This is a genomic window from Motilibacter rhizosphaerae, assembly GCF_004216915.1.
GTDB lineage: Bacteria > Actinomycetota > Actinomycetes > Motilibacterales > Motilibacteraceae > Motilibacter > Motilibacter rhizosphaerae.
Genome location: NZ_SGXD01000007.1, coordinates 74,913 through 95,453 on the forward strand (window position 1 = coordinate 74,913; position 20,541 = coordinate 95,453).

At 75.6% G+C, this 20,541-nt stretch carries 24 protein-coding genes; 6 read left to right on the top strand and 18 right to left on the bottom strand.

Features of this window, described 5'->3' with window-relative positions; translation table 11 throughout:
* Positions 1 to 9 precede the first annotated feature (9 nt).
* Positions 10 to 363, top strand: coding sequence for a PLD nuclease N-terminal domain-containing protein (locus EV189_RS19210; RefSeq protein ID WP_130494628.1), 354 nt, complete (start codon positions 10 to 12; stop codon positions 361 to 363).
* Between the two features lie 39 nt (positions 364 to 402).
* Here EV189_RS19210 and ccsB read toward each other — a convergent pair whose 3' ends face one another.
* The 7 genes from ccsB to EV189_RS20405 all read right to left on the bottom strand — a co-directional run bounded on the left by ccsB (position 403) and on the right by EV189_RS20405 (position 7,099).
* Positions 403 to 1,359 (bottom strand): c-type cytochrome biogenesis protein CcsB, encoded by a 957-nt coding sequence (ccsB, locus tag EV189_RS19215; RefSeq protein WP_231116584.1) that lies wholly within the window; start codon positions 1,357 to 1,359, stop codon positions 403 to 405.
* A 2-nt stretch (positions 1,360 to 1,361) separates the two neighbouring features.
* Positions 1,362 to 2,918: a cytochrome c biogenesis protein ResB gene (gene resB / locus EV189_RS19220; protein WP_130494630.1), complete on the bottom strand. Its 1,557-nt coding sequence runs from the start codon at positions 2,916 to 2,918 to the stop codon at positions 1,362 to 1,364.
* On the bottom strand, positions 2,915 to 3,649 hold the full coding sequence (locus tag EV189_RS19225; protein ID WP_130494631.1) for a cytochrome c biogenesis CcdA family protein: 735 nt from the start codon (positions 3,647 to 3,649) through the stop codon (positions 2,915 to 2,917). Before EV189_RS19225 ends, resB begins: the two co-directional genes overlap by 4 nt.
* Entirely contained in the window at positions 3,646 to 4,224 is a 579-nt protein-coding gene (locus EV189_RS19230) for a TlpA family protein disulfide reductase (RefSeq protein WP_165400396.1), read from the bottom strand. The genes EV189_RS19225 and EV189_RS19230 overlap by 4 nt, the downstream gene beginning before the upstream one ends.
* Positions 4,221 to 4,859, bottom strand: coding sequence for a histidine phosphatase family protein (locus tag EV189_RS19235; RefSeq protein ID WP_130494633.1), 639 nt, complete (start codon positions 4,857 to 4,859; stop codon positions 4,221 to 4,223). The genes EV189_RS19230 and EV189_RS19235 overlap by 4 nt, the downstream gene beginning before the upstream one ends.
* Entirely contained in the window at positions 4,856 to 6,184 is a 1,329-nt protein-coding gene (gene hemL, locus EV189_RS19240) for a glutamate-1-semialdehyde 2,1-aminomutase (RefSeq protein WP_130494634.1), read from the bottom strand. Before hemL ends, EV189_RS19235 begins: the two co-directional genes overlap by 4 nt.
* Positions 6,185 to 6,247: 63 nt before the next feature.
* On the bottom strand, positions 6,248 to 7,099 hold the full coding sequence (locus EV189_RS20405) for a sugar phosphate isomerase/epimerase family protein (protein WP_165400397.1): 852 nt from the start codon (positions 7,097 to 7,099) through the stop codon (positions 6,248 to 6,250).
* 130 nt (positions 7,100 to 7,229) lie between these two features.
* On the opposite strand from EV189_RS20405, the gene EV189_RS20495 reads away from it, so the two are divergent.
* Both EV189_RS20495 and EV189_RS19255 read left to right on the top strand, forming a co-directional pair.
* Positions 7,230 to 8,150 (top strand): lytic murein transglycosylase, encoded by a 921-nt coding sequence (locus tag EV189_RS20495; RefSeq protein WP_231116586.1) that lies wholly within the window; start codon positions 7,230 to 7,232, stop codon positions 8,148 to 8,150.
* A gap of 39 nt (positions 8,151 to 8,189) precedes the next feature.
* Positions 8,190 to 8,468, top strand: coding sequence for a DUF6457 domain-containing protein (locus EV189_RS19255; RefSeq protein ID WP_130494637.1), 279 nt, complete (start codon positions 8,190 to 8,192; stop codon positions 8,466 to 8,468).
* 6 nt (positions 8,469 to 8,474) lie between these two features.
* On the opposite strand, the gene EV189_RS19260 is transcribed toward EV189_RS19255, so the two are convergent.
* Complete coding sequence (locus EV189_RS19260) at positions 8,475 to 8,807, bottom strand: hypothetical protein (RefSeq protein WP_130494638.1); 333 nt, start codon at positions 8,805 to 8,807, stop codon at positions 8,475 to 8,477.
* A gap of 100 nt (positions 8,808 to 8,907) precedes the next feature.
* Here EV189_RS19260 and EV189_RS19265 point away from each other — a divergent pair, with 100 nt between their 5' ends.
* Positions 8,908 to 9,405, top strand: coding sequence for a hypothetical protein (locus EV189_RS19265; protein WP_130494639.1), 498 nt, complete (start codon positions 8,908 to 8,910; stop codon positions 9,403 to 9,405).
* 4 nt (positions 9,406 to 9,409) lie between these two features.
* Here EV189_RS19265 and EV189_RS19270 read toward each other — a convergent pair whose 3' ends face one another.
* Both EV189_RS19270 and EV189_RS19275 read right to left on the bottom strand, forming a co-directional pair.
* Positions 9,410 to 10,078 (bottom strand): hypothetical protein, encoded by a 669-nt coding sequence (locus tag EV189_RS19270; protein WP_130494640.1) that lies wholly within the window; start codon positions 10,076 to 10,078, stop codon positions 9,410 to 9,412.
* Complete coding sequence (locus EV189_RS19275) at positions 10,075 to 11,829, bottom strand: PHP domain-containing protein (protein ID WP_130494641.1); 1,755 nt, start codon at positions 11,827 to 11,829, stop codon at positions 10,075 to 10,077. Before EV189_RS19275 ends, EV189_RS19270 begins: the two co-directional genes overlap by 4 nt.
* A gap of 149 nt (positions 11,830 to 11,978) precedes the next feature.
* Between EV189_RS19275 and mobA the strand changes: the two genes are divergently transcribed.
* Positions 11,979 to 12,551 (top strand): molybdenum cofactor guanylyltransferase, encoded by a 573-nt coding sequence (mobA, locus tag EV189_RS19280; protein WP_165400398.1) that lies wholly within the window; start codon positions 11,979 to 11,981, stop codon positions 12,549 to 12,551.
* Here mobA and hemB read toward each other — a convergent pair.
* The 6 genes from hemB to EV189_RS19310 all read right to left on the bottom strand — a co-directional run bounded on the left by hemB (position 12,541) and on the right by EV189_RS19310 (position 18,773).
* Positions 12,541 to 13,530 (bottom strand): porphobilinogen synthase, encoded by a 990-nt coding sequence (hemB, locus tag EV189_RS19285; RefSeq protein ID WP_130494643.1) that lies wholly within the window; start codon positions 13,528 to 13,530, stop codon positions 12,541 to 12,543. The genes mobA and hemB overlap by 11 nt on opposite strands.
* On the bottom strand, positions 13,530 to 15,212 hold the full coding sequence (locus EV189_RS19290) for a bifunctional uroporphyrinogen-III C-methyltransferase/uroporphyrinogen-III synthase (protein WP_130494644.1): 1,683 nt from the start codon (positions 15,210 to 15,212) through the stop codon (positions 13,530 to 13,532). The genes hemB and EV189_RS19290 overlap by 1 nt, the downstream gene beginning before the upstream one ends.
* Position 15,213: 1 nt before the next feature.
* Positions 15,214 to 16,305, bottom strand: coding sequence for a hydroxymethylbilane synthase (gene hemC, locus EV189_RS19295; RefSeq protein WP_231116587.1), 1,092 nt, complete (start codon positions 16,303 to 16,305; stop codon positions 15,214 to 15,216).
* Positions 16,302 to 17,669 carry a glutamyl-tRNA reductase gene (locus EV189_RS19300; protein WP_130494645.1) on the bottom strand — a complete coding sequence of 456 codons (1,368 nt, stop codon included), beginning with the start codon at positions 17,667 to 17,669 and terminating at the stop codon, positions 16,302 to 16,304. The genes hemC and EV189_RS19300 overlap by 4 nt, the downstream gene beginning before the upstream one ends.
* A complete protein-coding gene (locus tag EV189_RS19305) occupies positions 17,666 to 18,331 on the bottom strand; it encodes a redox-sensing transcriptional repressor Rex (protein WP_407938162.1) in 666 nt (221 codons plus the stop codon). The genes EV189_RS19300 and EV189_RS19305 overlap by 4 nt, the downstream gene beginning before the upstream one ends.
* 175 nt (positions 18,332 to 18,506) lie before the next feature.
* The gene (locus tag EV189_RS19310) at positions 18,507 to 18,773 is read right to left on the bottom strand and encodes a glutaredoxin family protein (protein WP_130494647.1); all 267 of its coding nucleotides are present in this window, start codon (positions 18,771 to 18,773) and stop codon (positions 18,507 to 18,509) included.
* Positions 18,774 to 18,844: 71 nt separating this feature from the next.
* On the opposite strand from EV189_RS19310, the gene EV189_RS19315 reads away from it, so the two are divergent.
* Positions 18,845 to 19,783, top strand: coding sequence for an HAD family hydrolase (locus EV189_RS19315; protein WP_130494648.1), 939 nt, complete (start codon positions 18,845 to 18,847; stop codon positions 19,781 to 19,783).
* Here EV189_RS19315 and EV189_RS19320 read toward each other — a convergent pair whose 3' ends face one another.
* Together EV189_RS19320 and EV189_RS19325 are read right to left on the bottom strand one after the other, a co-directional pair.
* On the bottom strand, positions 19,784 to 19,882 hold the full coding sequence (locus EV189_RS19320; RefSeq protein ID WP_121193030.1) for a 30S ribosomal protein bS22: 99 nt from the start codon (positions 19,880 to 19,882) through the stop codon (positions 19,784 to 19,786). It abuts the gene before it with no gap.
* 41 nt (positions 19,883 to 19,923) lie between these two features.
* The gene (locus EV189_RS19325) at positions 19,924 to 20,148 is read right to left on the bottom strand and encodes a helix-turn-helix domain-containing protein (RefSeq protein ID WP_130494649.1); all 225 of its coding nucleotides are present in this window, start codon (positions 20,146 to 20,148) and stop codon (positions 19,924 to 19,926) included.
* Positions 20,149 to 20,541: the final 393 nt, after the last annotated feature.

Consider the following 20,541-nt stretch of genomic DNA (forward strand, 5'->3'; position numbering starts at 1 on the left):
GCTGTCGCCGTGCTGCGCTTCCTGCCCGAGCTGCTGGGCCTCGTCCTCGTCGTGTGGGCGCTGGTCGACTGCATCACGACGCCCGAGGAGGCGCTGCGCGGCCTGCCCAAGGTGCTGTGGGTGCTGCTGATCCTGCTGTTCCCGCTGGTCGGCGCGCTCGTCTACCTCTTCGCCGGACGGGCCCGGGTCGAGGGCGCGGGCACCGGCTGGTCCGCCCCGCAGTCCCGGCCCTCCCCGCGCCAGCAGGTCGCCCCCGACGACGACCCCGCGTTCCTCGAGCGGCTCCGCCTGCACAAGTGGGAGCAGGAGCTGCGCGAGCGCGAGCGGCGGCTCCGCGAGGACGAGGACGGCCCGGGCGCCTAGCCGCTGGTGCGCCTAGCCGGTGGTGCTGGGCAGGCCGCCCTACTTCCCCAGGCCGGCGTACTCGTGCAGCCCGGAGAACCAGATGTTGACCCCGAACAGGTTGAACATCAGCGCGGCGAAGCCCAGCAGCGCCAGCAGGTCCGCGCGCCGGCGCCAGCCCGGGGTCGCCCGTGCGTGCAGGTAGCCCGCGTAGAACACCCACGTGATGAACGACCAGGTCTCCTTGGGGTCCCAGCCCCAGTAGCGGCCCCAGGCGTTCTCCGCCCAGATCGCGCCGGCCATCACCGCGAAGGTGAAGACGGGGAACGCGAAGACGTGCGCGCGGTACGCCGTACGGTCCAGCACGTCGTCGGCGGGCAGCGCCGAGGTCCAGCGCGGGGCGCGGACCTCGAGCCGGCCGCGGGCGAGGCGGAGGGAGGTGAGCGCGGCGCCGAGCATGAAGCCGCCGGCGGCGAGCGTCGCGGCGGTGACGTGGATCCACAGCCAGTACGACTGCAGCGCCGGGACGAGCTGCTCGGCGTCGGTGTAGAGCACGGTGACGCCGAGCCCGAGCAGCAGCAGGACGACCGGGACGACGACGGCGCCCGCGGCGCGCACGCCCCACGCGCGCAGCCCGGCGAGCAGGACGCCGGCGGCCATGAAGGTCGCGGTCAGCGCGAACTCGTACATGTTGCCCCACGGCGCGCGGTGCGCCGCGAGCCCGCGGGTCACCAGGCCCGCGCCGTGGAGGAGGAACGCCAGCGTGGTGAGCGCGACCGCGGTGCGGCCGAGCCGCTCGCCGCGTCCGCCGCTGCTCGCGGCGTCCGGGACGACGGCGACGGGCTCCGGTGCGACCCCGGGGCCGCCCGCCATCGCCGGCACCCGCTCCTCCACCGGCGCGACGGCCGGGACGGCCACCGCTGACCGGCCGAGCGCGATCTCGGCGAAGAAGCACACCATCGCGAGCGTGTAGACCGCCATCGCCGAGTAGACGAGGTCGAGGCTCAGCGCCGCCATGCTCATGCCTGCTCCGTTCGTGCTGCTGCGGGCCCGCGCCCGCCGTCCACCCGCGACTGAAGCTCCCCGGCCAGCAGCGCGACCTCCTCGGCGAGCGCCGCGGACTCGCTGCGGCCCAGGCCCGCCACCTGCACGACGGTACGCCCCTCGGCCGTCCCCGTCGCGCGGACCCAGACCCGGCGCTGGCGCTGGAGCAGCGAGCTGGTCAGGCCGAACAGCGCCAGCAGCGCGGAGGCGAGCACCGGCTTGTCGCCGGCCGAGGTCGAGATCTGGAAGTTGGCGAACCGCTCGATGCCGAGCAGCTCGATGGAGCCCTTGCCTCCGGGCAGCTCCGCGACCGGGTCCTGCAGGCTCACGCCCTTGCGCCACGGGGCCGCGGCGTCCTTGACCTGGGTGAGGCCGGTGGGGTCCATCGAGTAGACCGAGGACGACGAGTCCACGCCGGTGTAGGCGGTCCAGTAGACCTCGGGCTTCACCAGGTCGGGGTACGCCGACACCGGCCCGCGCACGGGGTCCACGACGGCGGTGGGCAGGAAGACGCCGGAGAAGACCAGGCCACCCTCCGCCTGCGGCACCTTGACCACGCCGACGGAGGTGTCGTTGCCGTCGAGCGGCAGGAAGACCACGGTCGGCTCGCTGACGACGGTCCCTGCCGCGTCCCGTACGCGGACGCGCAGCGCGTAGCCGTTGCCGGTGAGGAAGACCTTGTCCCCGTTGACGATGAGCGGCGAGTTGGGCTTGACGTGCGCCGTGCCGGAGCGGTCGCCGAGGCTCCAGGAGACGGCGGCGTCGAAGCCGCGCGGGGCACCCGTCTGGTCGCCCGTCGGCTGGTAGCGCACCTGCAGCGAGTCGAGCTCCAGGGTGAACGGCACGACGTCGTCGGGGCCGGCGCTCGCGCCGTAGCGCACGGAGTCGAACTGCCCGTTGCCGAAGGCGCTGCCCACCACCACGACCCGGTTGCCGGTGAAGCCCACGAGGTGGCTGTAGGCGAAGGTGACGAGCAGCAGGAGCAGCGCCACGTGGAAGACGAGGTTGCCCGTCTCCTTCAGGTAGCCCTTCTCCGCCGCGACGCTGGCCTCGTGCCGGTCGAGTCGGAAGCGCTTGTCCCGCAGCAGCTCCTGGGCCGCCGTCAGGACGGTCTCGGGCTCTACCGTCGTCGTGAACTCGCGGGAGCTGGGCAGCCGCTCCAGCCGCGACGGCGTACGCGGTGGCCGCGCGCGCACGGCCCGCCAGTGCAGCCGCGCGCGCGGGACGACGCAGCCCACCAGCGAGGTGAACAGCAGCAGGTAGACCGCGGAGAACCACGGCGAGGTGTAGACGTGGAAGCCGCCGAGGCGATCGACCCACGGGGCGAGGTGCGGGTGCTGCTGGCGGTAGTTCGTGACCCGGCCCGGGCTGACCGCCTCCTGCGGGATGATCGAGCCGGGCACGGCGACGAGGGCGAGCAGGAGCAGCAGGACCAGCGCGGTCCGCATCGAGGTCAGCGTGCGCCATGCCCAGCGCAGCCAGCCGACGGGGCCGAGGCGCGGTCCGGCGAGCCCGGGGGCGAGCGTGCTCACAGCGCCGGGCCGAAGGAGTCGACGCGGCGCTGCACGATGACGAGCAGCTCGCTCCACGTCCCCGACAGCAGCAGCAGCCCGATGGCGACGAGCATGACCCCGCCGAACCGGAGCACCCACACCGAGTGCCTGCGCACGACGGAGAACGCGGACAGCGCCCGCCGGTAGGCGAGCCCGGCCACGAGGAACGGCAGCCCCAGCCCCAGGCAGTACGCCGCGGCGAGCAGCGCGCTGCGGGTGGAGTCGCCGCCGGCCGCGCCGAGGTTGAGCACGGCCGCGAGGGTCGGGCCGACGCAGGGCGTCCAGCCGAGCCCGAACAGCGCGCCCAGCATGGGCGCGCCGGCGAGCCCGAGCGCCGGGCGGCGGTGCAGGCGGAACTCGCGGGCCACGCCCGGCAGCGCACCCGCGAAGGCGAGGCCGAGCAGGATCGTGAGCACGCCGAGGACCTGCTGCAGCGCGTGCTGGTGCTCGACGAGGAACACCCGCGCCGCCAGCGTGGTCAGCACGCCCTCGAGGATGAACACGGCGCTGAAGCCGAGCACGAACAGCACGGTGCCGGGGACGACGCGGCCGCGGCGGCGCTCGGCCAGCTCCTCGCCGGTGAGCCCGGTGACGTAGGAGAGGTAGCCGGGCACGAGCGGGAGCACGCACGGCGAGAGGAACGACACGAGCCCCGCTGCCGCGGCGAGCGGCGCGGCGAGCAGCAGCGGACCGGTGGTGATGGTGCTCATGAGGCCGCCGGCGACGGGGTCGTGGCGGCCGAGGTGCCCGTCGCGTCGGCGACGAGGGACTCCAGCGTGATCGCGCTGATGGCGGAGGCGAAGCGCGCGGTCACGCGGCCGTCCGGCCCGATGACGATCGTCTGGGGCGGCGCGGTGAGGGCGACCTTGCGCAGCTGCAGGAGGATCTTGCCGTCTGGGTCCCAGAAGGTCTTGTACGGCAGGGCTTCCTGCGCGGCGTACTTCGCCTCGCCCACCTTGTCGCCGTTGGCCCGGACGTTGATGCCCACGAAGCGCACGCCCTTCGGCGCGAGCTCGGCGGCGGCCTTCTTCAGCGCCGGGACCTCCTGGCGGCACGGGCCGCACCAGGAGCCCCAGAAGTTGACGACGGTGACCGCGCCGCCCGGCTGCAGGCTGATCGGCCCGCCCGTGAGGTCCGTGCCGGTGAGCGCGGGGAAGGCCGGGCCCTGGCCCGAGTCCCACGTGACGATCTCGTCCTGGCCGATCTTCTTGCCGCGCGCGTCGCTGCTGCCGGAGCAGGCGGCGAGCGCCAGCAGTACGACGGCGAGGGTAGCGCGGAGCTTCACGCGCCGTACCCCGCCTTGGCCGGCAGCAGGTCGAGGCACGGCTCGAGGTACTCGATGCGCGCGAGCCGGTCGCCCTCCCACACCAGGGTGGTCACGGACGCGAGCGAGCACTGGCGCGTACGCGGGTCGTGCCACAGCCGCCGGCCCTCGTAGGAGCAGCGCGCCACCCACACCGGGAGCTGGTGGCTGACGATCGCGGCCTCGTGCCCGCGGGCGGCGGCACGCGCGTCGGTCACGGCGGCGCGCATGCGCTGGGCGATCTGGTCGTAGGGCTCGCCCCACGACGGGCGGAACGGGTTGACGAGCAGCGGCCACACCGCGGGCCGGCGCAGGGACCCGTCGCCGACGCCGAACGTCCTGCCCTCGAAGCGGTTGCCGGCCTCGATGACACGCGGGTCAGTGGTGATCGAGAGCCCGCGGAAGGCGGCCAGCGGCGCGGCTGTCTCCTGCGCGCGGTCCAGCGGCGAGGCGACGAGGTGGGTGATGTCGCGCTCCCCCAGCACCTCCCCGAGCCGCTCGGCCATCTCCCGGCCCCGGTCGGAGAGGTGGAACCCGGGCAGCCGGCCGTAGAGCACTCCCGTCGGGTTGTGCACCTCGCCGTGGCGCACCAGGTGGACGCGCGTGGTCTCGCTCACGCCGGCACCGCCTGGGCCGCGGCGCGCGCGGCGGCCGGCAGGGCGGCAAGCACCCGGTCGAGTGCCGCGTCGTCGTGCGCCGCCGAGAGGAACCACGCCTCGAACGCCGACGGCGGGAGGTAGACCCCGGCGTCGAGCATCGTGCGGAAGAACGGCGGGAACCGCCACGCCTGCTGGGCCTTCGCGCCCTCGTAGTCGCGCACCTCGTCCGCGGTGAAGAACACGCTGAACATGCTGCCCGCGTGCTGCACGCGGTGCTCGACGCCCTCCGCGGCGAGCGCCTCGGAGACCGCGGTGGACACGGTCTTCGCTGCCGCGTCGACCCGGGCGTAGACGTCGCCGTCGGCCGCCCGCAGGGTGGCCAGCCCGGCGGCGGTCGCCACGGGGTTCCCGGACAGCGTGCCCGCCTGGTAGACCGGGCCGCTCGGGGCGAGCAGGTCCATGAGCTCGGCGCGGCCGCCGAAGGCCGCGGCGGGGAAGCCGCCGCCCATGACCTTGCCGAACGTCAGCAGGTCCGGCACGACGCCCTCCAGGCCGTACCAGCCGGCGGGCGAGACGCGGAAGCCGGTCATGACCTCGTCGCTCACGAGCAGCGCGCCGTAGCGGGTGCAGAGGTCGCGCAGCGCCTGGGTGAACCCCGGCGCCGGCGGCACGACGCCCATGTTGCCGGAGGCCGCCTCGACGATGACGCAGGCGATCCCGTCGCCGGCCTCGGCGAAGGCCGCCTCGAGCGCGGGGACGTCGTTGTACGGCAGCACCAGGGTGTCCGCGGCTGCACCGCGCGTCACGCCGGGCGTCCCGGGGATGCCGAGCGTCGCGACGCCGCTGCCCGCATCGGCGAGCAGGCTGTCGGAGTGGCCGTGGTAGTGCCCGGAGAACTTGATGATGCGGTCGCGCGCGGTCGCCGCGCGGGCCAGCCGGATCGCCGACATCGTCGCCTCGGTGCCCGAGCTGACCAGCCGCACCTTCTCGACCGGGTCCACGCGGGACACGATCTCCTCGGCGAGCTCGAGCTCGTGGACGTTGGGCGCGCCGTACGACGTGCCGTGCACCACCTGCTCCTGCACCGCCCGCACGACGTCGGGGTGCGCGTGCCCCAGCAGCAGCGGGCCCCACGAGCAGACGAGGTCGACGTAGGTCGCGCCGTCGGCGTCGGTGAGGTACGGGCCGGAGCCGTCCACGAAGAAGCGCGGGGTCCCGCCGACCGCCTTGAAGGCGCGCACGGGGGAGTTGACCCCGCCGGGGCTCACGGCCTGCGCGCGGGCGAAGAGCTCGGCGGAACGGGAGGTGTCGGGCACCCCTCCATCCTCCCACCCGGCGCGCATGCCGCCGAGTGGCGTTGGTCTCGCCGACCTGTGGGCTGCCTGGGAGTCCGGGGCCCCCGAGCCTCAGAACCTGATGTCGCTGAGGTACGCCCACCCGACCTCGGCCGTCCGCAGCGGCGTGACGTCCGGGCGGTCGTTCTCGACGATCCACTCCTCCACCTGGTGGGCGGCGAAGATGCGGGCGAAGTCGACCATCCCGGAGCCGAGGTCGCCGGTGTCGCCGGTGTCGGCGTGCCGGTCCTTCACGTGGTACTGCCGGACCCGCTGCGGCGCCGCGGAGATGACGTCGAGGGTGTAGCCGACGGGGTCGCTCTCGCCGAGCTGCACGCCCGCGGTGACCACCCAGTGCAGGTCGAGCTCGAGGTGGACGAGGGCCGGGTCGCAGCGCGAGGTGAGGACGTCCCAGGGGGTCGTGCCGTCGTCGAGCTGGACGGTGTACTCGTGGGCGTGGTTGTGGTAGCCGAAGCGGATGCCCTGCTCGGCGAAGGCCTGGGCCTCGGCGTTGATCTCGTCGGCCCAGCGCTTCCAGTCCTCGCTGGACTCCGAGCGCAGGAACGGCACGTTGACGTACGCGTGGCCCAGGGCCACCGCGTCAGCGAGCTTGCGCTCGAGCCCGGCGGCGTCCTCGGCGAGCGGGAGGTGGGCGCTGGTCGCGCGCACGCCGAGCCCGTCGAGGAAGCCGCGCAGCTCCTGGGCGGTGCGGCCCCACGTGCCCGCCGCCTCGACCTTGCGGTAGCCGATGCCGGCCAGCGCGGTCATCACCGCGTCGTGGTCGTCCTCGAGCACGGTGCGCAGCGTGTAGAGCTGGATGCTCACGTCGTCGAGGGGCACCTGGCGCTCCCCCGAGCGCGGGGCGGGCGCGGCCTGCGGGGCGGCCGGCGCCGCCTGGGTCGGCTCACCGAATCCGTAGCACATGGGTCCTCCTCGACGGCTGCTGCTGCCCTGCAGCCTAGGGACACTTTCGTCGCAACTCCAGTCCTGTTTGCGCGACTCGGGCCCGCGGAACGGAACAACCGGGACGCACCGGTCGTTCGACTGGCTGGACGTGCCCGCCCCCGTCCGGCAGGGTGGAGCCGCGGGTGCCGTACGCGTCCGCCCGCCGTCCGCGACCCGAGGAGCTGCTCTGCGCCCCCTCCTGCCGCGTGCCCGTGCCGCGCGCCTCCCCCGCTCCGTCGTCGCCGCGGGCGTCGCCTGCGTGCCCGTCCTCGTGCTGGCCGCGTCCGCGCTGCCGGAGGCGACGAGCTCGGCCGACCCCGTCGCGAGCGCCCCGACCGGCCCGGCCGCCGCGCAGGCCCGTGTCGCGCGCCCCGCGCTCGGGCTCGAGAGCTCGAGCGCGCAGCCGGTCCCGCGCACCCCCGTCGTCGGCAGCCTCGGCGAGGAGCTCCGCGCGCACCCCGTGCCCAGCCCCGCCGCTCCCCAGGCCGGCCGCGTCCTCCCCGCCCAGCTGCTGACCAGCGGCATCCCGGCGGTCGCCCAGGCCGCGTACGTGCGGGGGGCCAGCCTCGCCGACGCGCACGACCCCGGCTGCCACCTGTCCTGGCCGGTGCTCGCTGCTCTCGGCCGGGTCGAGTCCAACCACGGGCGCTTCGGCGGCGCGGTGCTCGGCGCCGACGGCCGCTCCACGCCGCCGATCATCGGCCCGGCGCTCGACGGCACGACGTACGCCGCGGTGCCCGACACCGACGGCGGGAGGCTCGACGGCGACCCGCAGTGGGACCACGCGGTGGGCCCGATGCAGTTCATCCCCTCGACCTGGGCCCGCGTCGCCACGGACGCCGACGGCGACGGCGTCGCGGACCCGCAGGACATCGACGACGCCGCCGCCGCGGCCGGCACGTACCTCTGCGCCGGCGGGGGCGACATGCGCAGCGGGAGCGCGCTCGGCGCGGCGATCTTCAGCTACAACCACGACGCGTCCTACGTCCAGCTCGTCGGCGAGCTCGCCGTGGCGTACGCGAAGGGCTGAGCCGCTCCCCAGCACCGGGCCGGCTGGCAGGATGCGGGCATGACCGACGCCCCCGAGCCTGCCGAGATCACCCTCGACGAGTGGACCTCCCGCGTGGCCGCCGCTCTCGGCCTGTCCGACGAGCTCGCCGCTCTGCCGGTGCGCCAGGCGATCCTCGACCTCGCCCGCGACTCCGCCCACGGCGTGGCGCGCCCCGCCGCACCGCTCACGACGTTCCTCGCGGGCGTGGCGGTCGGGCTCGCGGGCGGGGACGCGGCGGCGCTCGACGCCGCGGCGGCGACGGTGCGCGCGGAGCTGCCGCCGCGCGCGGCCGACTAGCTGGGCTCAGGGACCGCCCATCAGCGAGTAGCCGACCCACCCGCCGCTGCTGCTGCGGACCGTGAGCCCGGCCGGCGCGTACGTGCTGAGGGTGCGCGCCCAGACCTCACCGCCCCCGGAGTCGTCGCGCAGCCGGTGCGCCCCGCCGGAGGGCGCGGCGGTCGGGCCCGAGCGCAGGTAGTCCCGGCCGAGGTAGTGCGGCTTCGCGGGCGTCGCCGCCGGCGACAGCCCCCACTCCCAGGTCTCGCTGTGCACGTGCTCCAGCCGCACGCCGAGCGCGACGACGCCGGCCGCCGCGGCGACGAGGGAGGTACGCCCGAGCAGGGCCCAGCGCTGCATCTCCGGATCGTGGCACGGCGCGGGCACCACGTCCGGGTGACAGCGGGACTAGTCCGACGATCTTCGGGGAATCCACTCGGACGACCTGAAGGAGGTCCCCATGACCGGGTGGATCGTCGCCATCATCGTCGTCGTCGTCCTGCTCGCCGTGGCAGCGGCCCTCGTGCCGCGCATGCGCGCCCAGCAGGCGGAGCGGGCGCGGGAGACCGAGCTCCGCGCCCGGCGCGAGGAGGTGTCCCAGCAGCACCACGCGGAGGCGGACCGGCGCGCCCGTGACGCGGAGATCGCCGAGCGGGAGGCGCGGCTCGCCGCGGCCGAGGCGGAGCGCAGCCGCGCGGAGGCCGAGCGCAGCCGCGCGGAGGCCGACCTGCACCGCACGCGCGCCGACCTCACCGAGCAGGGCCGCGCCGACGAGCTGCTCGACCAGCCGCTGGCCTCTCCCGGCGCCGCGGGGACGGGCACGCCCGACATCGACCTGCGCGACGACGCCCGCAGCGCGGACGACCAGGTCGTGGACGTCCGCTCGTCCGAGGAGCGGGTCGCCGCCGACGGCGGTGGCGCGACGTCCACCGAGCTGCGCGACCGCCAGGAGCCCTAGGGGGCTAGTGCCCGCCGCACCGGTGGACGTGCTCGGGCTCCCACGGCACGAGCAGCCCCGGTCCGGCGGGCAGGCACGGCGCGACCAGGCGGCCGTCCTCGAACACGGGCCGCACGAAACCCCGTGTCTCCAGCACGTCCTCAGGCGCTGCCTGCGCGCGCGCCGCCCGGTCGACGGCACTCTCGATGCGCGTCCCGGCGACGACGTCGGCGACGGGCACCCGTCCCACGAGCAGCGCCTGGCCCGGGTAGACCACGGCCCGCCCGCCCGTACGCGCCGCCAGCTGCTCGCCGGCGGCCGCCGCACCAGCGGCCTGCCGCTCGTCCCCCGCAGCACGGACCTCGCCGCCGGGCTCGCGGACGGCGACCCCCGCTCCCACCGCGGCGGCCAGCACCGCCGGGTCGGCCGGCACCCCGGCGGGGAGCTCCACGGCGACGCACTCGTGCTGCCACGGCGCGCTGACGACGTGCGTCGTCCCCACGACGTCGTCCCGCCCGGCGACCCCCAGGGCGTCGAGCAGGTCGTGCAGCAGGTGCTCCGCGTCGTGGGTCTCGACGTGGAGCAGGCTCGCTCCCACCACCGTGCCCACAGCACTGCCCACAGCACTGCCCACAGCCGAGCGCCCCGCAGGCCCGGAGGCCTGCGGGGCGTCGGTCCCGACGGGGATCGTCACGCGACCGCGACGAAGATCGGGTTGGTGTAGAACCACAGGTCGTCCCAGGGGCTGCCCACACCGGGGACGTCCATGGCCGGGCCCTGCGGGTCGACCTTGGCGCCGAGCAGGCCGACCGCCGAACGGCGGGCATCCGTGCCGCGGAGGCGCACGTAGAAGTTCCGGTCGACGTTCTTGAAGCGCAGGCTGAACGACACCTGGCCGGTCTGCTGCGAGACCTCGAACTGCTTCACCACGGCAGCCGTGGGGTTGTAGAAGCCGTCCTTGTTCGTCGCCGGCCCCGTCACGTCGCCGCGGATGACGTCCACGCGACGCAGCGTCGGCCAGTCGCCGTTGTTGTTGGGGCGGCTCGCCAGGTCGATCGTGATCTCGACCTCGACGCTGTCGCCCTTCTTCGCGATGAGCACGCCGCCGAGCGGCGCGGTCTCCCCGGAGCCGCCGCGGCGGCGCATCTGCACGGCGAGGCCGTCGATGAGCTGGCCGTGGTCGACCCACACGTTGCCGGAGCGCAGGCCCTCGACCACCGGCACGTAGCCGAAGGTCGAGACGCCGACGTGGGTGCGGCTGTAGTAGCCCGGGAAGAAGTCCGAGCGGCCGGAGACGGGCGCACCGGAGTCGACCGGGTCGCCGTACTGGCCGTTGGCCTGGAAGTACGCGTCGGTGTCCTGGCCGGCCGGGCGGACGAGCCGGTCGTTGAAGACCTGGTGGCTGTCGGAGTTGGCCGTGATCCACCACGGCTTGCCCTCGGCGAGCAGCGAGTCCCAGAGACCGCCGACCGTCGCGGACATCCAGTCGAAGCCGCCGTGGGTGCGGTACGCCTCGACCGGGTAGTCGGGGAAGCTCTGCGCGCTCTTGGCGAAGCCGTACTCGCCGCGGGCGCCGCCGGAGAGCTGCGCGGCCTGGTGGCCCGGCGCACCCTCGAAGCCGGTGAAGGTGCCGGGGGCGGCGTCGCGCCACGCGCGGATCTCGTGCGGGGAGTCGATGCCCTTGCGCGCAGGGTGGTTCGCGAACATGATCGCGTCCGCCACGCGGCCGGCCTGCTTCTGCGCCGTCAGCCACTGGATGCCCTTGATGGCCAGCGACTCGTTGGCGGCGGTGTTCGGGCCCCCGAGGGTGCCGTCGGTGGTGCCGGTCACCGCGCCGTCGAAGGAGTTCTCGAACTCCTTGAGGACGGCCACCTCGTTGTCACCGGGGGTGACGATGACGGTGCCGTGCTCGGCGGCGGGGATGTTCCACTCGAGGCCCTGGAAGACCAGGGTGCGCGGCGTCTCGACGCGCGCGTTCCTGATGTGCGGGTTGACCTTGTCGACGCCGATCTTGGCGTGCGCGACGCTGCCGTGGTCGGTGATGACCAGCCAGTCCAGGCCGTACTCCGCGCCGCGGCGCGCCTGCTGCTCCGGCATGTAGAGCGCGTCGGAGCTGAACTGCGTGTGGATGTGGTGGTCGCCCGAGAGGTAGACGATGCCCTCGGTCGCGTCCTTCTTGCTGCTGCTGCTGCTCGTCTCGGCCGCGGCCGCGACGCCCGCGCCACCGCCGAAGACCCCGAGGGACGCCGCGCCGGCGCCGAGGACGCCCGCGCTGCGGAGCAGGTTGCGGCGCGACAGCGACCGGGGGCTCAGCTCGCTGTCGGGGATCGACTCGTCCGCCCACTCGGACTGCAGGCCCGTCGAGGGCTCGTGGGTGTGGTCGTGCTCCCCGTGCGCGTGGTCCCCGTTCGAGTGGTGGTCGTGGTGGTGGTGCCCGTGGCTCATGGCGTCCTTCCTCGGCTGTCCGGCGCAGGCAGTCTGGTTCGCCGGGGCACCGGCAGCCAGGTCGTTGCGGCGAAGATGACATGACCGCTCGGGCACGGCTTCCGCAACGCCAGGTGAACGCGCTCGGGGCGCTGGGTACGGTGCCGCCCGTGACGACGTACGCGGCGGTCGTGCTCGCCGGCGGGCGCTCCCGCCGCATGGGCAGCGACAAGCTCGCCGAGCCCGTCGGCGGCGTCGCCATGCTCGACCGGGTGCTGGCTGCCGCGGCCGGTGCGAGCGAGGTCGTGTGCGTCGGCGAGCCGCGGACGACGTCGCTGCCGGTGCGGTGGGTGCAGGAGGACCCGCCGCACGGCGGGCCGGCCGCGGCCGTCGCGGCGGGGGTGGACGAGCTCGACCCGGCGGCGCTCGTCGTCGTGCTGCTCGCGGGCGACCTGCCCTGGGTCACGCGTGCCGGGGTCGAGCAGCTGGTGGCGGCCCTCCACGCGACCGGCACTGAGGGCGTCATGGCGGTGGACGCCGAGGGCCGCGAGCAGCCGCTGCTGAGCGCATGGCGCGCGGACCCGCTGCGGACCCACCTCGCCGCCGCTCAGCCGCTGCACGGCCTCCCGGCGTTCCGTACGCTCGCCGCGCTCTCCCGCTCGACGCTGCAGCTCGGCGCGGCGGCCGACGACGCGGACACGCCGGAGGAGCTGGCGGCTGCGCGAGCGCGGCTCAGCCCCTGAGCCAGCCCGCGACCTCGGTGGCCCAGTAGGTCAGCACGACGTCCGCACCTGCACGCCGGATGCCGGTGAGCGTCTCGAGCACGGTGCGGTCGCGGTCGATCCAGCCGCGCTCGGCGGCCGCCTCGACCATGGAGTACTCCCCCGAGACCTGGTACGCCGCCACCGGCACGTCGACGCTGTCGCGGACGAGCCGCAGCACGTCGAGGTACGCGCTGGCGGGCTTGACCATGACCATGTCCGCGCCCTCCTCGACGTCGAGGAGCACCTCGCGCAGCGACTCGCGAAGGTTGGCGGGGTCCTGCTGGTAGGTCTTGCGGTCGCCCTTGAGCGAGGAGTCGACGGCCTCGCGGAAGGGGCCGTAGAACGCCGAGGCGTACTTCGCGGAGTAGGCGAGGATGCTGACCGAGGAGAAGCGGGCCTCGTCGAGCGCGGAGCGGATGACGCCGACCTGGCCGTCCATCATGCCGCTGGGGCCGACGACGTGGGCGCCCGCCTCGGCCTGCACGACGGCCATCTCGGCGTAGCGGACGAGCGTCGCGTCGTTGTCGACGTGCCCGTGCTCGTCGAGCACGCCGCAGTGGCCGTGGTCGGTGAACTCGTCTAGGCACAGGTCGCTCATGACGACGAGGTCGTCACCGACCTCCTCGCGGACGGCGCGCAGCGCGACCTGGAGGATGCCGTCGGGGTCGGTGCCGGCGGAGCCGCGGGCGTCCTTCTCCAGCGGCACGCCGAACAGCATGATGCCGCCGACGCCGAGGGAGGCCGCCTCCGCCGCGGCCTTGCGCAGGGAGTCCACCGAGTGCTGGACGACGCCCGGCATCGAGGCGATGGGCTCCGGCTCCTGCGCGCCCTCCCGCACGAAGGCGGGGAGCACGAGGTGCCGGGGCTCCAGCGAGGTCTCCCCCACCAGCCGGCGCAGCGCCGGGGTCTGCCGCAGCCGGCGCGGGCGGACGGCGGGGAAGCCAGAGGACGCAGCCACTACTTCGCCTTCCGGCGCGCGGACGGGCGCTTCTCGGAGGGCTTGAGGACGGGCTCACCCGCCTCGACGGCGGCGAGGCGCAGCGAGCTCCCGTAGTCCGCCAGCGCGCGGGCCAGTGCCGCGACCGAGGGCTCGGGGGCGAGCACGTCGACGCGCAGCCCGTGCTCCTCCGCGGTCTTCGCCGTCGCCGGGCCGATGCAGGCCACGACCGTCGTCGCGTGCGGCTTGCCCGCGATGCCGACGAGGTTGCGCACCGTCGAGGACGAGGTGAACAGCACCGCGTCGAACCCGCCCGACTTGATCGCGTCGCGGATCGGCGCCGCGGGCGGCGCTGCCCGGACCGTGCGGTAGGCCGTGACGTCCTCGACCTGCCAGCCGAGCTGGGTCAGCCCGGCGACGAGGGTCTCGGTCGCGATGTCGGCCCGCGGCAGGAAGACGCGGTCGATCGGGTCGAGCACCGGGTCGTACTCCGGCCACTCGGCGAGCAGGCCCGCGCTCGACTGCTCGCCGCTCGGCACGAGGTCGGGCACGATGCCCCACGAGCGCAGGTCGGCAGCGGTCTGCTCGCCGACGGCGGCCACCTTGATGCCGGAGAAGGCGCGGGCGTCGAGGCCGTACTCCTCGAACTTCTCGCGGATCGCCTTCACCGCGTTGCGCGAGGTGAACGCGATCCACTCGTAGCGCCCGGTCACCAGGCCCTTGACCGCGCGCTCGACCTGCTGCGGAGTGCGCGGGGGCTCGACCGCGATGGTCGGGACCTCCTCGGGCACGGCCCCGAAGGTCCGCAGCTGCTCGGACAGCGCGCCGGCCTGCTCGCGAGTGCGGGGCACCAGCACCCGCCAGCCGAACAGCGCCTTGGTCTCGAACCACGAGAGCTTGTCGCGCTGGCTCACGACGTCGCCGACGACGACGACGACCTGGCCGTGGCACCCGTCGACGACGGCCTGCGCGTCGACCGCGAGCTGCCCGAGCGTCGTGACGACGGTCTGCTGCTGGGTGGTGGTGCCGTTGCAGGTCGCCGCGGCGGGGGTCGAGGCGGGGCGCCCGCCGGCCACGAGCCGCTCGCTGACCTCGGCCAGCCGCGACTCGGCGCCGAGCAGCACCAGCGTCGCTGAGCCCGCGCCGAGCGAGTCCCAGGCCACGCCCTTGCCGGAGACGTCGGCGACGCGGACCTCGGAGGCCTTGCCCGTGGTGAGCGGCACACCGGCGTACGCGGGCACCGCCGTCGCGCTGGACACGCCGGGCACGACCTCGAAGGCGACGCGGGCCTTGGCGAGGGCCGCCGCGACCTCGGCGCCGTGGCCGGCGAGGAACGGGTCGCCGGAGAACAGGCGCACGACGCTGCGCCCCTCCTTGGCGTGGCGGACGAGCACCCGCGCGAGCTCGGTGTCGGTGAGCCCCGCCTCCGAGGTGTCGACGCGCTCGGCGTCGGCACGTGCGTAGCGCTCGACGACGGCGGCGTGCAGGGCGAGGTCGCCCACGACGACGTCCGCCGCGCGGATGGCCTCGACGGCGCGCACGGTGAGCAGGCCCGGGTCACCGGGGCCGGCGCCGAGCAGGGCGACCGCGCCGGCGACGACGCGCGGCTTGGCCTTCTTGACCTCGAGGGACGCGCCCTGGGCAGGTCGGTCCTCGCCGCTCGGTGCGGTGCTGTCGGTAGGCGGGACGAGCCGGGTCGTCACGTCAGACACGCTCCCCAGGTAGGGGCCCGGGCATCCCGGGCAGGTGGGTGGCAGGCGCGTCCGGCAGCGGCGTCGATGACGCACCGGGGTGGAGCGGAGGGGCGGGAGGAGCAGGGGGCTCGCGGCTGGCGAGCGCCGGGGACAGCGCGGACGAGAGGGCGGGCACGAGGTCGGCGGCACCGGCCGCGAGCAGGTCGGCGGCGAGCCGCCGGCCGAGCGCGGCGGCCGACGCGGCGTCGGGCACCGGCCCGGTGACGGGCAGGCGCAGCACGTGGCCGTCGGGGGCGGCGACCAGCGCGCGCAGGTAGAGCTCGTCGACGCCGTCGTCGCCCTCGCCGACCTCGGCGAGCGCTCCCACGGGGGCCGAGCAGCCGGCCTCGAGCGCGGCCAGCACGCTGCGCTCCGCGAGGACGGCGAGCCGGGTCGGTGCCGACTCCAGCGCGGCGCACAGCGCGGCCGTCTCCGCGTCGTCGCTGCGGCACTCCAGCGCGAGCGCGCCCTGGCCGGGCGCGGGCAGCATCTGGAGCGGGTCGAGCACCTCGGTGACGGCGTCCGCGCGGCCGAGCCGCACGAGGCCGGCCCGAGCGAGCACCACCGCGTCCAGCTCGCCGTCGGTGACGAGGCGGAGCCGCGTGTCGACGTTGCCGCGGATCGGCACGACCTCGTGGCCGAGCCCGAGGGCGGCGAGCTGGGCCGCGCGGCGCGGGGAGCCGCTGCCGATGCGCGCGCCCGGGGGCAGCTCGGCGAGCGTGAGCCCGTCGCGGGCCACGAGGGCGTCGCGCGGGTCCTCGCGCTCGGGCACCGCGGCGAGCGCGACGCCCCTGGCCGGGGCGGTCGGCAGGTCCTTGAGCGAGTGGACCGCGAGGTCGACCTGACCGCTGACGAGCGCCTCGCGCAGGGCGCCGACGAAGACGCCCGTGCCGCCGATCTGCGCGAGGGCCGCGCGCGAGACGTCCCCGAAGGTCGTCACCTCGACCAGCTCCACCGGGCGGCCCGTCGCCGCGGTGAGCGCCGCCGCGACGGCACCGGACTGCGCCAGGGCGAGGGCGCTGCGCCGGGTGCCGAGCCGCAGCGCGCGCTGCCCCCCGCTCACGACGCGAGCCCGTCGCTGCGCAGCGTGACGCTGCCGCCGCTGCCCAGCCCGCCGCTGCTGCCCAGGCCGCTGCCGGCCTCCTCGCCCGGGCCCGGGCCCAGGTCGAACAGCTCGCGCAGGACCTCGGCGTAGGACACCGGCAGGGGCTCCCCCGCCAGCTCCTTCGCCCGCACGGTGGGGGTGTGGAGCAGCTTGTCCACGACGCGGCGCACCGTCTGCGCGACCTCGTCGCGGGCGCGCGGGTCCAGGGCGGGGAGCCGGCCGTCCAGCCGCTCGAGCTCGGCGGTGACGACCTGGTCGGCGCGGGCGCGCAGCGCGACGACCGTGGGGGCGACGGCGGCCGCGGCCTGCCAGGCGGCGAAGGCCTGGACCTCGGCGGTGACGATCGCGCGGGCCGCGGCGACGTCCGGGCCGCCCTCCTGAGCGGCGACGAGCTCGCCGATCCGCTCGAGGTCGACGAGGTGCACGCCCGGCAGCTCGGCCACCCCGGGGTCGACGTCGCGCGGGAGCGCGAGGTCCACCACGGCGTAGGGCGTGGTGCCGCCGCGCTCGACCGCGCGGTGCTGCAGCGCGGCGGCGACGACGTCGGTGCGCACGACGGTGCCGACGGCCCCGGTGCAGGAGACGACGACGTCGGCGAGCGCGAGCTCCGCGGGCAGCGCGTCGAGCGGCACGTGCCGGCCGCCGACCGCCGCGGCGACGCGAGCGCCGTGCTCCGGCGTGCGGTTGGCGATGACGACCTCGGCGACGCCGGCGCGGGCGAGCGTCGTCGCGGCGAGCGCGCTCAGCGAGCCGGCGCCGACGACGAGGGCGCGACGCCCGGCGAGCCCGTCGAGGACGCCCTCGGCCGAGGCCAGCCCGACGCCGACGACCGACTGCCCTGCCCGGTCGATGCCGGTCTCGCTCCGCGCCCGCTTGCCGACGCGCAGCGCGGTCTGCAGCAGCTCGTTGAGCACCCGCCGAGCGGTGCCGACCTCCTGGGCCGTGCGCAGCGCCTGCTTGACCTGCCCGAGGATCTGGCCCTCGCCCACGACCATCGAGTCGAGGCCGGCGGCGACCCCGAACAAGTGGGAGACGGCCCGCTCCTCGTAGTGCACGTAGAGGTGGGGCGTGAGCTCCTCGAGGCTCATGCCGGTGCGGGCCTGCAGCAGCGCGCCGAGCTCGGCCACGCCGCCGTGGAACTTGTCCACCTCGGCGTAGACCTCGAGCCGGTTGCAGGTCGCGAGCACGGCGGCCTCGGCCACGTGCACGCCACCGAGCGCCTCGCGCAGCACCTCCGGGACGACCTCCGCCGGGAGCGCCGCCCGCTCCAGGACGGGGACGGGAGCGGTGCGGTGCGAGAGCCCGACGGCGATGAGGCTCATGCCCTGCCCTCCCGCACGGGGAGGTCCAGCGGGAGGTCGGCGGCGCGGCGCTGCTCGTGGAAGGCGAGCAGCGCGAGCTCGACCGAGAGGTCCACGTCGCGGACCTCGACGTGGGCGGGGACCACGAGCAGGACGGGGGCGAAGTTGAGGATGCTGCGCACCCCGGCGGCGACCAGCCGGTCGCAGACGGCCTGGGCGCTGCCGGGCGGGGTCGCGACGACCGCGATCGAGGCACCGCTGCGGAGCACGGCGTCCTCGAGGCGCTCGGCCGGGTCGACGACGAGCCCGGCGACGGAGGAGCCGACCAGCAGCGGGTCGACGTCGACGAGCGCCGCCACGCGGAACCCGCGGTCAGCGAAGCCCGCGTAGCCCGCGAGCGCCTGGCCGAGGTTGCCGGCTCCGACGATGACGACGGGCCACTCGTGCGTCAGGCCGAGCACGTCCTGGAGCCGGTCGCGCAGGGCGACCACGTCGTAGCCGACGCCGCGGGTCCCGCGCGGCCCGAGCGGCGCGAGGTCGCGGCGCACCTGGGCGGGGCCGACGCCCGCGAGCGCGGCCAGCGCGTCGGAGCTGACGACGGTGCGGCCGGCGAGGGCGAGCTCGGAGAGGACGCGGAGGTAGACGGGGAGCCGGGCGACGCTCGCCTCCGGGAGGGTGCGCACGACCTCGACCGCAGTCGTGCCGCGTGCGGCGGCATCCGCCGCATCGCTCCCGGTGTCGCTCACGAGTTCCGCTCGCACTCCCTCTAGGCAGGTCCTGCCGCGGCACACGTTACGCAGGAGAAGGGGGATGCTCCAACTCGGAGACGAAGGGCGGGCCGCGCGGTCCAGCCCGTGGTCACGCGCCCGGGGCCGCCGGCGGCCGCTGCGCCAGGGCCCCGCGCAGCCGGTCCTCGTCGACGTGCCAGTAGTCGACGACCACGCCGTCGACCAGCACGACGGGGATGCGCTCCCAGAACCGCTCGTGCAGCGCGGGGTCGTCGAGGATGCTGCGCTCGGCGTACGCGTCGCCGCAGACCCGCTGCACGACCTCGCGCGCGGCGTCGCACAGGTGGCAGCCGGGCTTGCCCACCAGCTCGACCCGGCCCTGCTGCTCGCTGCTCACCGCGGCATGCTCGCACGCCGGACGGCGGCGCGGCACCGGTCCGCACCCCCCGGGTTGGTACGTTCGGCGCCGTGGGCTCCGGCGACCGACGGCGCGGCGCGCGCGACGCGGGGCGGGCCTGCGCCCGCGCTGCGGTGGACCTGTCCGGCCCCGCCGGCGGTGCCGCGGGGCCGCCCGTCGACCCGGAGCTGGTCGACGCGCTCGACGTCGCCCCCGAGCCGGCGGTCGCCGCCTTCTTCGACGTCGACGGCACGCTGCTGCGCGGGGCCTCGCTCTACCACCTCGCCCGGGGGCTGTACGCCCGCGGCTTCTTCGACGCCCGGGCCCTGGTGCGCTTCGGGCGCCGCCAGGTGGTGTTCCGCCTCCGTGGCGTGGAGGACCCGGCGGCGCTGCAGGAGGCGCGCGAGACCGCGCTGGAGTTCATCCGCGGGCGCCCGGTGGAGGAGCTGCAGCGGGTGAGCGAGGAGGTCGTGCGGGCCGCGCTGGCGACCCAGCTGTGGCCGGGCACGCGCGCGCTGGCGCGGATGCACGTGGAGGAGGGCCAGCGCGTCTGGCTGGTGACGGCGACGCCCGTCGAGGTCGCGGGGACGATCGCGCGCGAGCTCGGTCTGACGGGTGCGCTGGGCACGGTGGCGGAGACGCGCGACGGCGTCTACACGGGGCGGCTCGTGGGGCGGGTGCTGCACGGCCCCGCGAAGGCGGAGGCGGTGCGCGCGCTCGCCGAGCGCGAGGGGCTGGACCTGGCGCGGTGCGCGGCGTACAGCGACTCGGCCAACGACCTGCCGATGCTCGAGCTCGTCGGGCACCCGTGCGCCGTCAACCCCGACCGCAGGCTGCGGGGGGTCGCCCGCGAGCGCGGGTGGCGCGTGCGGGAGTACCGCTCGGCCCGCCGTGCCTGGCGGCTCGCGGCAGTGACGGCGGGAGCCCTGGGCGGGCTCGTCGTGCTGGCGGGCGCGGCAGGAGGGGCGGCAGCGCGACTGCGCTCCCGCCCCTCGAGCCGCGGGCGCTGACTACTTCTTGTTGCGCCGCTGCACGCGCGTCTTGCGGAGCAGCTTGCGGTGCTTCTTCTTCGCCATGCGCTTGCGACGCTTCTTGATGACCGAACCCACGCGGACTCCTTGACCGAAGGACAGACGCCCAAGCCTACCGGCTACGCGGTACCGCTGTAGGAGTCGCGGATGTAGCGGTGCACGGCCTGCTCCGGCACCCGGAACGAGCGCCCCACCCGGACGGCCGGCAGCTCGCCCGAGTGCACCAGGCGGTAGACCGTCATCTTCGACACGCGCATGATCTGCGCCACCTCGGCGACCGTGAGGAAGCGCATCTCCCTCAGCTCGCCCGAGCCGCCGCCCTCGTCGCCCGACCTGCTGGCCATCGTCGTCCGGACCCCTTCAGCTGGGACCTCCCGGGTCCCGCAGCCGGGACGCTCGTCGCACAGAGTAGGGGCGCGAGTGACTGGAGTGGAAGTGGAGGCCAGCTGGACCCCGCTCCTGGCCCAGTGCCCGCCGCCCGCTCCGCCCGCTCGCGCCGCGCTCAGCCAGGAAGTCGATCAGGCTGCCCGATCCAGTTCGGGCTCGACCGCACGGAGTGGCGCCCAGCAGCAGGAGATCTCGTCCGTACGGCCACCACCTCGTGCGGCAGCCCGATCCACTACCGCGGCAGGGAGGTCGCCCCCCCCCCCCCCCCCCCCCCCCCGGGGGGGGGGGGGGGGGGGGGGGGGGGGCCCCCCCCCCGGGGGCCCCCCCCCCCCGGGGCCCCCGCGCGCCGC